The sequence below is a fragment of the Micromonospora echinofusca genome (genome assembly GCF_017614955.1).
GTDB lineage: Bacteria > Actinomycetota > Actinomycetes > Mycobacteriales > Micromonosporaceae > Micromonospora > Micromonospora echinofusca_A.
This window is the reverse complement of the sequence record NZ_WVUH01000205.1, coordinates 1-13,201: the sequence shown is the minus strand read 5'-3', so window position 1 is coordinate 13,201 and position 13,201 is coordinate 1. Positions and strand designations below refer to the sequence as shown.

13 protein-coding genes are annotated in these 13,201 nt (G+C 68.8%); all 13 read right to left on the bottom strand.

Features of this window, described 5'->3' with window-relative positions; genetic code table 11:
* Positions 1 to 847: 847 nt before the first annotated feature.
* The 13 genes from GSF22_RS21455 to GSF22_RS21395 all read right to left on the bottom strand — a co-directional run bounded on the left by GSF22_RS21455 (position 848) and on the right by GSF22_RS21395 (position 13,067).
* On the bottom strand, positions 848 to 2,878 hold the full coding sequence (locus GSF22_RS21455; protein ID WP_244368002.1) for an acetoacetate--CoA ligase: 2,031 nt from the start codon (positions 2,876 to 2,878) through the stop codon (positions 848 to 850).
* A 17-nt stretch (positions 2,879 to 2,895) separates the two neighbouring features.
* Positions 2,896 to 3,519 carry a carboxymuconolactone decarboxylase family protein gene (locus GSF22_RS21450; protein ID WP_208815527.1) on the bottom strand — a complete coding sequence of 208 codons (624 nt, stop codon included), beginning with the start codon at positions 3,517 to 3,519 and terminating at the stop codon, positions 2,896 to 2,898.
* The gene (locus tag GSF22_RS21445) at positions 3,516 to 4,049 is read right to left on the bottom strand and encodes a DoxX family protein (protein WP_208815526.1); all 534 of its coding nucleotides are present in this window, start codon (positions 4,047 to 4,049) and stop codon (positions 3,516 to 3,518) included. The genes GSF22_RS21450 and GSF22_RS21445 overlap by 4 nt, the downstream gene beginning before the upstream one ends.
* The gene (locus tag GSF22_RS21440; RefSeq protein ID WP_208815525.1) at positions 4,046 to 5,194 is read right to left on the bottom strand and encodes a branched-chain amino acid ABC transporter permease; all 1,149 of its coding nucleotides are present in this window, start codon (positions 5,192 to 5,194) and stop codon (positions 4,046 to 4,048) included. The genes GSF22_RS21445 and GSF22_RS21440 overlap by 4 nt, the downstream gene beginning before the upstream one ends.
* Positions 5,187 to 6,077 (bottom strand): branched-chain amino acid ABC transporter permease, encoded by an 891-nt coding sequence (locus GSF22_RS21435; protein ID WP_208815524.1) that lies wholly within the window; start codon positions 6,075 to 6,077, stop codon positions 5,187 to 5,189. The genes GSF22_RS21440 and GSF22_RS21435 overlap by 8 nt, the downstream gene beginning before the upstream one ends.
* Positions 6,061 to 6,891, bottom strand: coding sequence for an ABC transporter ATP-binding protein (locus GSF22_RS21430; protein ID WP_208815523.1), 831 nt, complete (start codon positions 6,889 to 6,891; stop codon positions 6,061 to 6,063). The genes GSF22_RS21435 and GSF22_RS21430 overlap by 17 nt, the downstream gene beginning before the upstream one ends.
* Positions 6,888 to 7,646 carry an ABC transporter ATP-binding protein gene (locus GSF22_RS21425; RefSeq protein ID WP_208815522.1) on the bottom strand — a complete coding sequence of 253 codons (759 nt, stop codon included), beginning with the start codon at positions 7,644 to 7,646 and terminating at the stop codon, positions 6,888 to 6,890. The genes GSF22_RS21430 and GSF22_RS21425 overlap by 4 nt, the downstream gene beginning before the upstream one ends.
* A gap of 16 nt (positions 7,647 to 7,662) precedes the next feature.
* Positions 7,663 to 8,925, bottom strand: a complete 1,263-nt coding sequence (locus tag GSF22_RS21420; RefSeq protein ID WP_208815521.1) for an ABC transporter substrate-binding protein — start codon at positions 8,923 to 8,925, stop codon at positions 7,663 to 7,665.
* Complete coding sequence (locus GSF22_RS21415; RefSeq protein WP_208815520.1) at positions 8,922 to 9,437, bottom strand: VOC family protein; 516 nt, start codon at positions 9,435 to 9,437, stop codon at positions 8,922 to 8,924. The genes GSF22_RS21420 and GSF22_RS21415 overlap by 4 nt, the downstream gene beginning before the upstream one ends.
* A 17-nt stretch (positions 9,438 to 9,454) precedes the next feature.
* Entirely contained in the window at positions 9,455 to 10,342 is an 888-nt protein-coding gene (locus tag GSF22_RS21410) for a fumarylacetoacetate hydrolase family protein (RefSeq protein WP_208815519.1), read from the bottom strand.
* Between the two features lie 15 nt (positions 10,343 to 10,357).
* On the bottom strand, positions 10,358 to 11,176 hold the full coding sequence (locus GSF22_RS21405) for a C-terminal binding protein (protein WP_208815518.1): 819 nt from the start codon (positions 11,174 to 11,176) through the stop codon (positions 10,358 to 10,360).
* A 62-nt stretch (positions 11,177 to 11,238) separates the two neighbouring features.
* Positions 11,239 to 12,459, bottom strand: coding sequence for a phosphopyruvate hydratase (gene eno, locus GSF22_RS35775; protein ID WP_208815517.1), 1,221 nt, complete (start codon positions 12,457 to 12,459; stop codon positions 11,239 to 11,241).
* The gene (locus tag GSF22_RS21395; protein ID WP_208815516.1) at positions 12,447 to 13,067 is read right to left on the bottom strand and encodes a phosphotransferase family protein; all 621 of its coding nucleotides are present in this window, start codon (positions 13,065 to 13,067) and stop codon (positions 12,447 to 12,449) included. Before GSF22_RS21395 ends, eno begins: the two co-directional genes overlap by 13 nt.
* Between the last annotated feature and the right edge of the window lie 134 nt (positions 13,068 to 13,201).

The window sequence follows — 13,201 nt, the reverse complement described above, 5'->3', positions numbered from 1 at the left end:
GCCAGCCGGCAGCCCGCCACGACGTCCACATCGTCACCGCCGCCACCAGCACAAAGCGTAAAGGCGGCACGAAAACAACGAAGACTTCGAATAACCCGAGGCCACGCCGCACAGGTTAAAGATCAAGTTAACCGGCTCACCCCAGCCCGGGTCCGCAGAGACTTCCGGCACCTACGCACGAAGACCGCCTGCCCCGCAGCAGCACCGAAACCAACCCGACCAGGACCCGGACGCCCTGCCGGACAACCCAACCAACGACCCACCACACGCCACGACGTCCACATCGTTACGGCCGCAACCAGCATGAACAAATCGAAGAAGAACGCAACAACAGCCAAGCCTCGACCCCGACGACGAGGTTAAAGATCAAGTTAGGCGCTGATCAGTCCCCATGGATCAAGCCGTTCTGCTCGTGCTGAGGCTATCCTGCCTGCCATCACTGCTCAGATCGTGTCGAACCGGGATAATCAACAGACAATCGGCGGGTGATTGCTACGTAGCCTCCCCGTGCCGGCCGCTGCCCGCACGCGACCTGGGCGATCGAAGGCGCCACCGGCCGGCGCAGCGCTGACCGCCAGACTGACCGCCGACGTCGTCGACGTTCTGGTGACCGGGATGACGAGAGCCGTGTAACGAGAGATCGTTACACGCGGTTCTGTGGGAGCCGGAGGGTGAAACCCCCCGGCCACGCGACCCTGAAATAGCTGTTGTGTGTGACTATCGGACCTGTGACCCCAGCGGGCAGTGCGCTAACGCAGGTCAGCACACCACGAGCATAATCGCTATGCAGTAATAACGTGCAAATAGATCGACATTACCAAATTCCTACACCATCCCGTTCACCGGGCTACTGATTCCTGCTCCGTTCGATAGCGATAACACTGACCTCGCGAACGGGTAGACCCCTGGTAGACGGCACCGAGGTTTCGGGGAAAAAGTAATTCAGAGCCTCTGGGTTGAGCATCGCATCACGGTTGGCGACCTCGTCGGGCGGGGCGCCAAGCAGGATCCGGCGGACCGGAACCTCCAGTTTCTTACCGGACAGGGTGCGGGGAATATCGGGTATCGCCCGGACCTCGTCTGGGACGTGACGGGGCGACAGATATATCCGTATCGCGGCGTTGAGCCGGCACACCAGGTCGTTGTCGAGGTCACGGTTATCGGCAAGGACGACGAACAGCAGCAGTCTGCCGTCCCGTCCGAGGAGCCCGGTCTCCACCACGAGCGAGTCCGTGATTTCATCGAACGCCTCCACGATTCGGTAGAAGTCCGAGGTGCCCATGCGGACACCGCCACGGTTGAGGGTGGCATCGGACCGGCCGTAGATGACGCAACCGCCGTCGGGCAGCACCTTCAACCAGTCACCGTGGCGCCAGGTATCCGGGTACATGTCGAAGTAGCTCTCCCGGTAGCGCTGGCCGTCCGGGTCGTTCCAGAACGACACCGGCATCGACGGCATCGGCGCGGTGACCACCAGTTCCCCGACGATGTCGGTGACTGGCTGACCGGCCTCGTCGTATGACTCGACGGCCGCGCCAAGACACCGGCAGGCGATGACACCGGCGCGTACCGGATGCAGCGGTGTCGCCCCGACGAACGCGGTGCACACGTCGGTGCCGCCTGAGATCGAGCCGAGCAGGACATTCCGACCGACCTTGTCGTACACCCAGCGGTAGCCCTCGGGGGGCAGCGGCGAACCGGTTGATCCGACCGCCCGGAGCCGACTCAGGTCGTGTTTCGCTGCCGGGGTGAGGCCGGCCTTTCCGCACGCGGCGATGAATTGGGCGGACGTGCCGAAGAAGGTGACTCCGACGTCGGCCGCGAGCCGCCACAGCGCATCGAGGTCGGGGTGTCCTGGCGAGCCGTCATACAGCACGACGGTCGCGCCAGCCAGCAGGCCGCCGGCCAGGTAGTTCCACATCATCCAGCCGGTGGTGGTGAACCACAGGAACACGTCATCGGGGCCGAGATCCGCGTGGAACGCCAGCGCCTTGAGGTGTTCCAGGACGATGCCCCCGTGGCCGTGCACGATCGGCTTCGGCAGCCCGGTGGTGCCGGACGAGTAGAGCACCCACAATGGGTGGTCGAACGGCACCTCCACGAAGTCGAGTGCGGCCTCTGGATCACCGAACTCTTCCCAGCGCAGATCGCCGGCCATTTGGGTGCGTGCCGGGCGCGGCACGAGGACGATCGCCCGCAGCGTCGGCAACGCCGCCCGCAACGCGCCGAGTTCCTGGGTTCGGTCGTACTCCCGGCCGCCGTAGTGGTAGCCGTCGACCGCGATGAGTACGGTCGGCTCGATCTGGCTGAACCGATCGACAACGCTGGTCACGCCGAAGTCGGGTGGGCAGGCCGACCAGATCGCGCCGAGACTCGCCGTGGCAAGGAAGGCGACCAGCGCCTCGGGGATGTTGGGCAGGTAGCCCACGACCCGGTCGCCGGGTTTGACACCGAGCGCGCGTAGGCCCGAACGCACGCGGGCGACCTCGGCGGCGAGTTGCGCGTACGTGATCCGTCGGGTATCGCCGGCCTCGGACCGAAACACGACGGCGCACGTGTCCGCCCGGTCCGGATCGGCGGCGTGCCGTAGGGCGTTGCGGGCGTAGTTGAGGCTCGCGCCGGGGAACCAGCGGACACCGGGCATCGGGCCGCCATCGGTTACTGGCCCGGCGCCGCGCTCGCCGAGGATGCCGAAGTACTCCCACAGCGAGTCCCAGAACTCCCCGGAACTCTGCACCGACCAGTGCCACAGTTCCGGATAGCCGGCGAAGCGTCGGCCGCGCCGCTCCAGCCAGCGCAGATATCCGGTGAGCCGTGCCCGCTCGCGGATCCTGTCCGACGGCTGCCACAGCAGGCCGCCCTCCATCTCGTGCCCCATCAGACCTCCTCGTCCCATCAGTCCCCCGGGTCCGGGGCCGCCGGTTCAGATCCCACGATCCGATCGCTGGAAGCCGGTGGCGCGACCCGGAACGCGTCGAGGAGCGCCGCCAGCATCACGTAGTAGCCGGCGAGCAGCACGATCTCGACCACCGCTCGCTCCCCCAGCGCGCGAACCGCCTGGGTATACAGGTGATCGTCAAGTCCACCGCCGGTGACCACGGCAGAGCCCAGGGCGAGCAGCAGCCGGTCTCTGTCCACGAGGGGTTCCGGCAACCGGCTACCGATCAGCGCCTCCAGCTCGGCGGGCGTGACGCCCGAGGCGACCGCGAGCCGGCTGTGTGCCTCGATCTCGTACCGCGAGTGGCACAGCACCGCGCACCGCAGTGTAACCAGCTCGCGCTCACGGTTGGTGAGGGACAGGCCGGCGCGAATCTGGGCACCGACGCGCTGCACGGCCATGCCCAGTTCTGGGCTGTACAGCAGGGGGTTGAACGGCCCCTCCAGGCCGCCGTCGGCGTCGGTGACGGGGAGCACGGCCGCGGTCTGGGCCCGAGGGCCGGCCACTATCGCGTCGTACAGCCGGCGCTGCGCGGCGTCCAGTGTCCCAGGCCGGAGGCGGCGCAGCCGCTCGGTGGTCACCGCACGGCTCCGCGCGTGGGCCCCTGCTCAGGCCTGTCCCGACCCCACGCGCGGCGCGCGATTATCGCTGCGGCGCCCGTGGTGGCGGCGATAAGCCCCGCGGGAGCGAACCAGGGCTGGTTCATCGGTAGGTCGAGGGCATAGTCGAACGAAGCCCGGCCCGGCCCGGCCAGCAGCATCGCCGCGGCGGCCAGCGCGTACAGGCCGGGCAGTTCGAAGCCCCGGTCGGTGTTCCACAGCCCGTTCGCCCAGTGCGCCGAGATGGCGACCAACATCGTACCGAGCAGTATCGTCGCGCCGAGCGAGGTGACCAACCCCAGCGCCATCAGTAGGCCGCCGACGATCTCAGACAGACCGGCGGCGGCAGCGAGTAGTCGGCCGGGCAGGTATCCGACGCCCTCGAAGAACCGGCCCGCGCCGGCCAGGCCGGGGCCGTGGAACCAGCCGAACAGCTTCTGTGCACCGTGGCCCGCCGCGAGGATCCCCACTCCCACACGCAGCACCAACAACGCAGTGTCGAGTTCGGTCACCGCCTCTTCCCTCCTTGCAGCTCGGGTTTTGTAACGGCGGCATCGACTGGGGCCTCCATCGGGGAGACCGGGGGGGCGCCGGTCCGCGTCGGCAGGGCGCGGTGGAGTGAACGTCCGGCGAGCCGGCTGGCGAGTCCGACCAGTCCGCCGGGCCACAGTACGAGAACCAGCACAACCAGCGCCCCGTACACGTAGGCGGACAACTCCGCCGCGCCGAGACCGTCCCCGCTGCCGGGTGGGGCTAGGAACGGTAGCTCACTGCCGTAGTGCTGGAGCAGCAGCGGCAACGACGTCACGAACACTGCTCCGACCACCGCGCCGACCGGAGTGCGCATCCCGCCGATGACGATCGCCGCGAGGTAGCTGACCGACAGCTGGAGGCCGAAGCTTTCTGGCACCACGCGCTGGATACAGACGGCGAACAGCACGCCAGCGAGCCCGGCGTACATCGAGGACACGATGAAGACCACGGCCTTCTGCCGGTTGACGTTGATGCCCATGGACGCCGCCGCTACCTCGCTCTCCCGCATCAGCCGCAGCGCCAGCCCGGGCCGCCAGCCGACGATGCGCCGGGTCACCAGGAACGCGACCGTCGCCAGGGTGGCGGTGAGCAGCCACAGCAGTTCCAGCCGACCGAACAACACCCCGCCCAGGAGGACTTCGGAGCGGTCGGAGAACTCCAGCCCAAACAGGCGCAGCGGCGGGACGGATCGACCGTTGTATCCGCCGGTGATTTCGCTGAGCGTGGTGAGCAGGTACTGCCCGAGGAAGACCAGACCGACCGACGCAACGCCGAGGTACAGGCCGCGCAGCCGGGCCGATACCGGGCTGAACAGTCCGCCGCACGCCCCGGCTGCGAGGACCGCGAGCCCGGCGGCCAGCAGGCTGGGTATGCCGAGACCCGGCGTCCGGGCGTCTCCGGGGGTGGCCAGGTAGGTATACGTGTAGGCGCCGACGGCGACGAAGAACGCGTGCGCTAGCGACAGTTGGCCGGCGACACCGACCAGCAGCGACAGGCCGAGCGCCGCGATCACGGCGACCGCCACGAACAGCCCGGTCTGGAGCCAGAACGCGCCGAGGTAATACGGGACGGCACCGACCGCGACGAGCCACGCGCCGGCGACGAGCATTGTGCGCCTAGACACGAGTCAGCTCCCTACTCCCGAACATCCCGGTCGGACGCACCAGCAGCACGACGAACAGGACGAGATACGGCATGACATCGGCAAAGCCGGTGCCGAGGAACGACAACTGCTGGGCGTATCCGGCGATCAGCGCCTCCGCGAGTCCGATCGTCAGACCGCCGACCAGCGCGCCGCCGAGCGAGTCGAGCCCGCCGAGGACCGCCGCGGGCAATGCCTTCAACGCGGTGAGCGAGAGCGCGGTTTCCAGGCCTGGGGTCGGGAACACGGACAGGAACACACCGGCCACGGTCGCCAGCCCGCCGCCGATCATCCAGGCCGACGCCGAAATCAAGCCTGGTCGGATGCCCATCAATGCGGCGGCCTCCCGGTCCTGAGTGGTGGCCCGCATGGCCACGCCCCAGTTACTGAAACGCAGCGCCGCGAAGAACACGGCGAGCAGCATGCTCGCCGTGACGAACGCGGCGATCCGGGTTTGCGGCAGGGCCACCGCGCCGATCGAGACGACGACATCCCGCCATGGATCGTGAATCGGCAGCACCCGGGTGCCCAGTAGGTTGACCAGCCTGGCCAGCAGCACGATATCCAGCCCCAGCGTGATCATGGCCAGGACGACGTGGTCGCCACCCCTGACGAAGCGGAACACGAGCCGGTCGGCGACCAGCGCCGCGAACGCGGCCACGGTTATGCCGACGACGAGGCCGATCACGAAGCCAGCCTTTGCGGCGACCTCGGCGACTGTGTATGCGCCGAGCAGCAGCAGCGAGCCGTGCGCGAAGTTCAGCACGCCGGTCGCCTTGAAGATTACGGCGAAGCCGAGTGCGATCAACGCGTAGACGACACCGAGCGACAGCCCGCTGGTGATGACCTCAATTAGTTGAGGCATCGTGCTTCTCCCTCGTTTGGTTGGGTTGTGGCGCGGTCGTGTCGGCCACCGGGGTCCCCAGGTACGCCTCGATCACTGCAGGATCGGCCTGTACCTCGGTGACGGTGCCGTCGGCGATGCGCCGCCCGAAACTCAGTACGGTGATTCGGTCCGCGAGCTGCATGACCAGGCCCATGTGATGCTCGACGAGCAGAACGCTCAAGCCCAACTCGTCGCGGACCCGGCTGACGAGTCCCGCCATCTGCTCCGTCTCGCCATCGTTCATGCCGGCCACCGGCTCGTCGAGCAGCAGAATCCGGGGATCGGTACACAACGCCCGGGCCACCTCGACCTGCTTCTGGGTGCCGTATGGCAGCGTCCGGACGAGATCGTCGAGCGCCCCGGTGATGCCGATGAAATCAGCCACCTCGGTGACTCGGGCTAAATCGCGCCGGCGCTCTCGACGCGCCGCCGGCAGGCCCAGCGCGGTAGCGGGTATGCCCGCACGGCCCAGATGGTGACGCGCGACGAGCAGGTTGTCCCGAACGGTCATGTCGCGCGCTAGCACGATGTTCTGGAAGGTCCTGGCCATGCCGTGCCGGCAGCGGCGGTGTGGCCGGTCCCGGGTGATGTCCATACCGTCCAGCAGTACCTGGCCTGCGGCCGCCGTGTACACGCCGGTGATAACGTTGAAGCAGGTCGACTTGCCTGCGCCATTGGGCCCGATCAACGCGTGCACGCTGCCGGGCGTAATGCTGAACGACACGTTGTCGAGGGCGTGCACCCCGCCGAAGGTCATCGTGATGGCTCGGACCTCGAGACCGGCGGCGGTCACGACGCAGCCTTCGGCGTGGTCGGGTCGACGGGTCGCCCGAGGAGCAGCTCCTCCAGCATCCCGCCTGCGGCCACCTCCGCTGCGAGTCCGGTCAGCACGGTTTGCCCCACATCAAGCACGACGACCTTCTGCGCCAGCGACAGGGCCATCTGGGCGTTCTGCTCGACGAGGGCAATGGCGGTGCCCGACGCGTTGATGTCGCGGATCGCCTGGGCGACCCGCTGCACCATCAGCGGTGCCAAGCCCAGCGAGGGCTCGTCGAGCAGCAGCAGCTTCGGGCAGGCCATCAGCGCCCGACCGATGGCGAGCATTTGCTGTTCCCCGCCGGACAGCAGCCCGGCCGGTTGCCGGCGCCGGTCCGCCAGCACCGGGAACAGATCCAGCACGCGGGTACGGGCTTGGGCTCGCTGTCGGGGACCTGGGGCGGCGAGGCCACCAGCCCGCAGATTGTCCTCCACGGTCATCCCCGGAAACACGCGGCGCCCCTCGGGTACGTGGCTGATACCGGCCCGGACAAGCGTCGCGGCGGACATTCCCACCGACGAGCGGCCGTCGAAGCTGACGGTGCCAACGACGACCCGGCCCCCGTGGAGTGGCAGGGTGCCGGACAGCGCCCGCAGCAGGGTGGTCTTGCCGGCGCCGTTGTTGCCCAGCAGCGCCACCACCCCGGCGGCGGGCACGTCCACCGAGGCGCCGCGCAGTGCCTGCACGGCGCCCCCGTAGGTTACGGCGAGCGAGTCGACGTGAAGCAGCATGTGTCTCTCGTCCCGATCAGTACTTGGGCTGGTAGTCGCGGGCGGCCTGGCTGGTGAATGGACCCTCCAGGACTGAGGTGCCGCCCTTTGCCGCGCCGTCCGGCTTGACGATGTAGGTTTCCCGCGATGGCGGCTCGGCCTGCTTGCCGAAGTCAAGCGTGACGTGCACACCCCCGAATTCGAGCTTGCCGAGCGAGCGGTAGGCGTTGGCGATGCCGGCCCGACTGAGATCGTCGTTCTCGCACGCTTTGGTCAGCGTCCGGTCGTAGATGACACCCATCACGTAGCCGAGGTTCACGAACGTGGTTGGCTGCTCCTGTGGGTGGGTCTTCTCGTACTCGGCGCGGACCTTCTCCGCGTCCGGAGACGGTGTCGCGTACGGGGCGCTGTTCGTCGACAGCACGACGTTTGACTCAAGCGCCTGGCGGGCGGGGGTTTGGAGCGCGCCCGGCGAGAGGATGTTCGTGACGAGCACGGTGAGGTCATACGTCGTGGACTTCGCCAGCGACGCCAGCGATACCACCTGCGCGCTCGCGGTGCCGAGGACGACGTGGTGCACGGCCGCCGACCGTAGGCCGGCGAGCACCGAGGTCATGTCGGTGGTCTGCGGCGTGATTTGCTGCTCCACGAGCTGGAGTCCGTACGCCTCGGCGGCCTTCTGGGCGCCGGCGAGGACCGCCTCCCCGTACTCGCCCGGGAAGTACACGACGCCGAGCTTCGCACCCTTGGCCAGGCCACGGGCCCGGGTCAGGTAGTCGACGCCGTTGATCGTCTCCACGTCGTACGGGGTCCCGGGCACCACGACGTACGGATTGGTCAGCAGGTTGCCGGCGTAGGAGCTGGCCATGGTAAGCATCGAGTCCTGCTCGACCTGGTCCAGGATCGCCGCCGTGGTCGGGCTGCCGATGCTCTGCTGGATGCCGGCGATGTCCTCTCGCATCGCGGTATACAGCGACACGGCGTCTTGCGGGCTGAACTTGTGGTCCCGCACCTCCAGTACGACCTTGCGGCCGCACACACCCCCGGCGGCGTTGCGCTGGTTCCAGTAGATCTGGCTACCGGCCAGCTCTTGCTTCGCCACCGGCGCGAACGGGCCGGACAGGTCGGTGAGGATGCCAAGTCTGATCGTGTCGGCGCTGACTCCCGGTCCATGCAGTTGACCCGCAACGGTGCCGCCGTCGGCCCCGGTGGACTTCGCCGAGCAGCCTGCGAGGAGCAGCGCGATAACGGCGGCGGAGCCGGCAAGCCGGCGGACCCGGGCCCGTGTTGCCGCGGTCACGACAGCGTCCCTGCGGCCTTGTCGGAGACCCACGACCGCAGTTCGGCGAGGCCTTCCTTGTGGTCGTCCGGGCCGAGTGTCCGGGTCAGGTACGTCAGCTCGATCCGCAGCCCGTTGGGGTCCTTGACGTAGATCGAGTAGAACAGGCCATCGTGGTCGATCTCGCCGTCGACGGGCACTCCGTGTGCCTCGAAGTGCTCCTTCCACTCGGCAAGTTCCGCGCGTGACGACACCGAAAGCGCGTAGTGGCGGGTCCAGTCGGGCAGGCCGTCGTCGCGCCGCTCGTGCGACACCGCCAGTTCGAAGAACGCGACGCAGGAGCCATCGGCGAGTTCGTAGAAGGTGTGGATGAACGGCGGAACCGCCTCGCCGGTGCTGACGGTTCGGGCCGGGAAGCGCAGGCCTGCGGCGTACCGGCAGCCCATCACTTCGGTCCAGAACCGGTGCGTGGCTTCCATGTCAAATGTCTGCGTGGCGATGTGGTTCACCGCACGCGGTGTCAGTGTTGCCATGATTACCTCCTATCGGGTCAGGAACGGTCGAGTTTGAGATCGCGCCACCGCTGGCCGAGCGGGTCGGCCGGGGCTGGGGCGGCAACGCAGGCGTTGCGCAGCGTGCCGAGCCCGGTGATCTCGCTACGTACCTCGTCGCCGGGGCGCAGGAACCGGGGCGGGTCGCGGAAGATGCCGACGCCGGCGGGGGTGCCGGTGAAGATCAGGTCGCCTGGACGCAGTGGGGTGATGGCCGACAGCAGCGCGATCAGCTCTGCTACGCCGTACACCATGTCCGCGGTCGTGCCATCCTGGACCGGTTCGTCGTTGATCCAGCAGCGCAGCGCCAGCGCCTGCGGATCCGGTATTTCGTCTCGGCTGACCAGCCACGGGCCGGTCGGCGCGTAGGTACGGAACGACTTGCCGAGGCTGAGCTGGCCGGCGCGCTGCACCGCCCGGTCGCTGAGGTCCTGACCGACCATGTACCCGGCGACGTGGTCCAGCGCTCGCGCCACCGGCACGTCAACCGCGTGTCGGCCGACGACGGCCACCAGCTCCACCTCGTAGTCGACGGTGTGTCCGCGCAGCTCGATCGGGTCGCATGGGCCGCTGACGCAACTCGGGAACTTGGTGAAACCCTGCGGCAATGCCCGGGTGCCGTGGTCGCGGCCGGTCTCGGCGACGTGGCTGGTGTAGTTGAGCCCGACCCCGAAGACCTGCCCGGGGTCCGGAACCGGCGGGCCGAGCAGCGCCGGGTCGTATGGCGTCCACTCCGGCCGCAGCCCCGCCGCCCAGTCGAGGAACTCGTCCCAGCCGGCGAGGATGGACCGGGCGTCGGCGAACCGTCCCGCGGACGCGGTGGCCAGGTCGTACGCCCCGGCGTCGCCGAGAAAGACCGGAACGCCGGCCAGATTTCCGATACGCATAAGGATGTGCTCCTCTCAGGCCAGCTCGGGCTGCGGGCGGACGTGATCGAGGACGCTGGTGGCAGCCCGACGGCGCAGTTCGGCCAGCGACTGCTCGGTGTAGAAGGCGACGTGTGGGGTCAAAAGCACATCCGGTCGGGCCAGCAGCGGGTCGCCCAGGGACAGCGGCTCTCGCGGGAACACGTCGAGCCCCAGTCCGGTGAGCTGGCCCTCGTCGAGGGCGCGTACTGCAGCCGGTAGGTCGACGACCGCACCCCGGCTGGTGTTGACCAGCACCGCGCCGGGCGCCAGGCGGTGCAGTAGCGGCCCATCGACAAGGTTCCGGGTGCGGTCGGTAAGGGGGACGTGGACGGTCAGCAGATGGCAGCCGTCCGGCTCGTTGGCGATTTCGAACCCGAGGGCACCGAGCCGGTCTGCAACCGCCGACCCGATCCGGCCCCGACCGAGGACCATGGCGCGGGCGCCGGCGAGCCTGCGCATCGGCAGGTCGGACGCCACACCCCAGCGGCCGGCCCGCGTCGCCGCATCGTACTGGGGCAGCCGCCGCCACAGCGCGAGGGCCAGCGCGACGGTGTGTGTGGCAACCTCATCGACGCAGTAGTCGGGCACCCGGGTCACGGCGATCCCCCGCCGGCGGGCCGCCTCGACGTCGATGTTGTCGATACCCGCGCCGAGCCGGGCGATCACGGCCAGGTCCGGCGCCGCGGCGATGACCGGCTCGGTCACAGGCGCGAAGCAGGTGAGGATGGCGCGGGCTTCGGCCGCCGCAGCCACCAGAGTGGCCTCGTCGCCGGCGGTGGCGAGCCGTACCTCGAAACCCGCAGGCTCAAGCACCGATGCCTCAACCTCGACATCGGTCCACGCGACATCGGTGATCAGGACGACTGGGCGGCTCATCAGGCGTCCCACCCGGCGTACGGAATCCGGTCGATCTCCTCCAGGCGCAGCAGCCGGTTGTACTTCGCAAGCCGCTCCGACCGGGTGACCGAGCCGACCTTGATCTGGCCGGCAGCCCAGCCCACGGCGAGGTCCGCGATCGCGTCGTCCTCGGTGTCACCAGATCGGGCAGAAACGATCGTGCGCATGCCCAGACTACGAGCGAGAGCGAGCGTCTCGGCCGCGCCGCTGAGTGTGCCCACCTGATTGGGCTTGACGAGCACCGCGTTGCCGGCACCGGTGTCCGCGCCCCGGCGGACCCGCTCGGCGCTGGTAGCGAACAGGTCGTCGCCGACGACCTGGCGGCCGGCAAGCCGGCGGGTGGCATCGACCCAACCGTCCCAGTCGTCGTCGGACAGCGGATCCTCGATAGAGACCACCGGGTATCGGTCGCACCACGCGACCACCTCGTCGAGCAACGCAGCCGGCTTCTCCACCTGGGTCGCGGCGACATCGATTGCGATTCGCATACTATGGCCGGTGCGCTCGATCGCGTCGGTGAGCAGTTGGAGCGGCAGTTCGTCGTCGCCGCCGCTAAGGGCGAGGCCGCCCTCGTCAGCGACAAGCACGGCGGCGAGCCGCCCCGCCCGCTGCTCGACGAGGGCGGCAGCGTTCCGACGCACGTCCCACACCTGCTCGATCGCTTCGGCGAAGCTCGTCGCCGCGAGCGGTACAGCGAGGTAGTCTTGGACGACACCGCCGCCCTCGGCGTGCCGGCCGCCAGAGAAGATGTTCACCATCGGGCAGGGCAACGTGGGCCGGTGGCCGGTCGGCCCGGCCAGGTACTGCCAGAGCGGCAGCCCAGCGTGCGCGGCCCGGGCCCGGGCCGCCGCCAGCGACACCGCGACGGTGACGTTCGATGGCCCGTCCAGCAGGCCGTCCACATCGGTCGCCGGGCGACCCACGAGTGCGGGCGCGACTCGATCGTCGAGAACGTGGAGGGCCGCGCGAGCACCGAAGCCGGCATACCGGGCACCGCCGTCGTGCAGCGCTGGACGCTCGAACCGGCCGGTGGAGGCACCGGCGGGCGCCAGCGCTACGCCCTCGACGCCACCCTCCAGGTACACCACGCAACCAACCGTTGGGTTGCCGCGCGAGTCCAGGCACTCCCACCCGCGCACACCAATGACCACCGGCGCGGTGCCCCGCGCCGGCTCGACCTGTTGCCTCACCACGGCCACGTCTGCATCCCTTTCAGAAGGTTGGATCCGATCTCGCGCAGCCGGGCCCGGCCGGCGTTGTCCAAGTACTCCAGCGGCGACTTGCCGTCGGCCCGCGCGATCAGCAGCGCCCCGACCAGCCGGTCCCGCCATGGCCGGTCAAACGGGCCGTACGACTGGTCAAAGGCGGTAGCGGCGCAGCCGTACCGGTCTGCCCAGTCGGGGCGCCGGATGGCCTTGCCTGCCAGGTGCGTCACGAGGAACGCGAGGTCGAATGCGGGGTCGCCTGCGTGCACCACTTCCCAGTCGATGACCCGCACGCCGGTCCCGGTGTCGTCGATGAGCAGGTTCTTCGGCGAGAAGTCGCCGTGTACGAGCCGGTCCCCTGGCGCGTCGAGCCGCTCGACGATCTCCTTGAGCGGCCCGGCGAACTCAGGGCGGGCCGCCGCTGCGGCCTCGAAGTACGGGGCCAGCCGTAAAGAGCGCAGCCGCTCCCTGCCCTCCAACCCAGACGGGTTGGCGGCGTGGATCCGGGCAAGGGTCCGACCAAGGGCGCGGGCCGTGTCGAGGTTGACCTCACCCCGCATCAGCAGGTCCTTCCAGATGCTGCCAGGCAGGAACTCTTGCACGAGCACTAGTAGTGCTTTGTTAGGTCGTTGTGGCGTGTCGCTTGTATGCGGGTCGTGGTGGTGTTTGGGTGCGATGCGTGGATGAGCGGGAACTCGTTCGGGTGCGGGCGCAGTTGGAGGACTTCGCGGCCGGG

Coding starts and splice junctions, on each gene's coding strand:
- GSF22_RS21425 (WP_208815522.1), bottom strand. CDS start 7,646: ATGCTGCTTCACGTCGACTCGCTCGCCGTAACCTACGGGGGCGCCGTG.
- GSF22_RS21410 (WP_208815519.1), bottom strand. CDS start 10,342: ATGCGTATCGGAAATCTGGCCGGCGTTCCGGTCTTTCTCGGCGACGCC.
- GSF22_RS21435 (WP_208815524.1), bottom strand. CDS start 6,077: ATGCCTCAACTAATTGAGGTCATCACCAGCGGGCTGTCGCTCGGTGTC.
- GSF22_RS21455 (WP_244368002.1), bottom strand. CDS start 2,878: ATGGGGCACGAGATGGAGGGCGGCCTGCTGTGGCAGCCGTCGGACAGG.
- GSF22_RS21415 (WP_208815520.1), bottom strand. CDS start 9,437: ATGGCAACACTGACACCGCGTGCGGTGAACCACATCGCCACGCAGACA.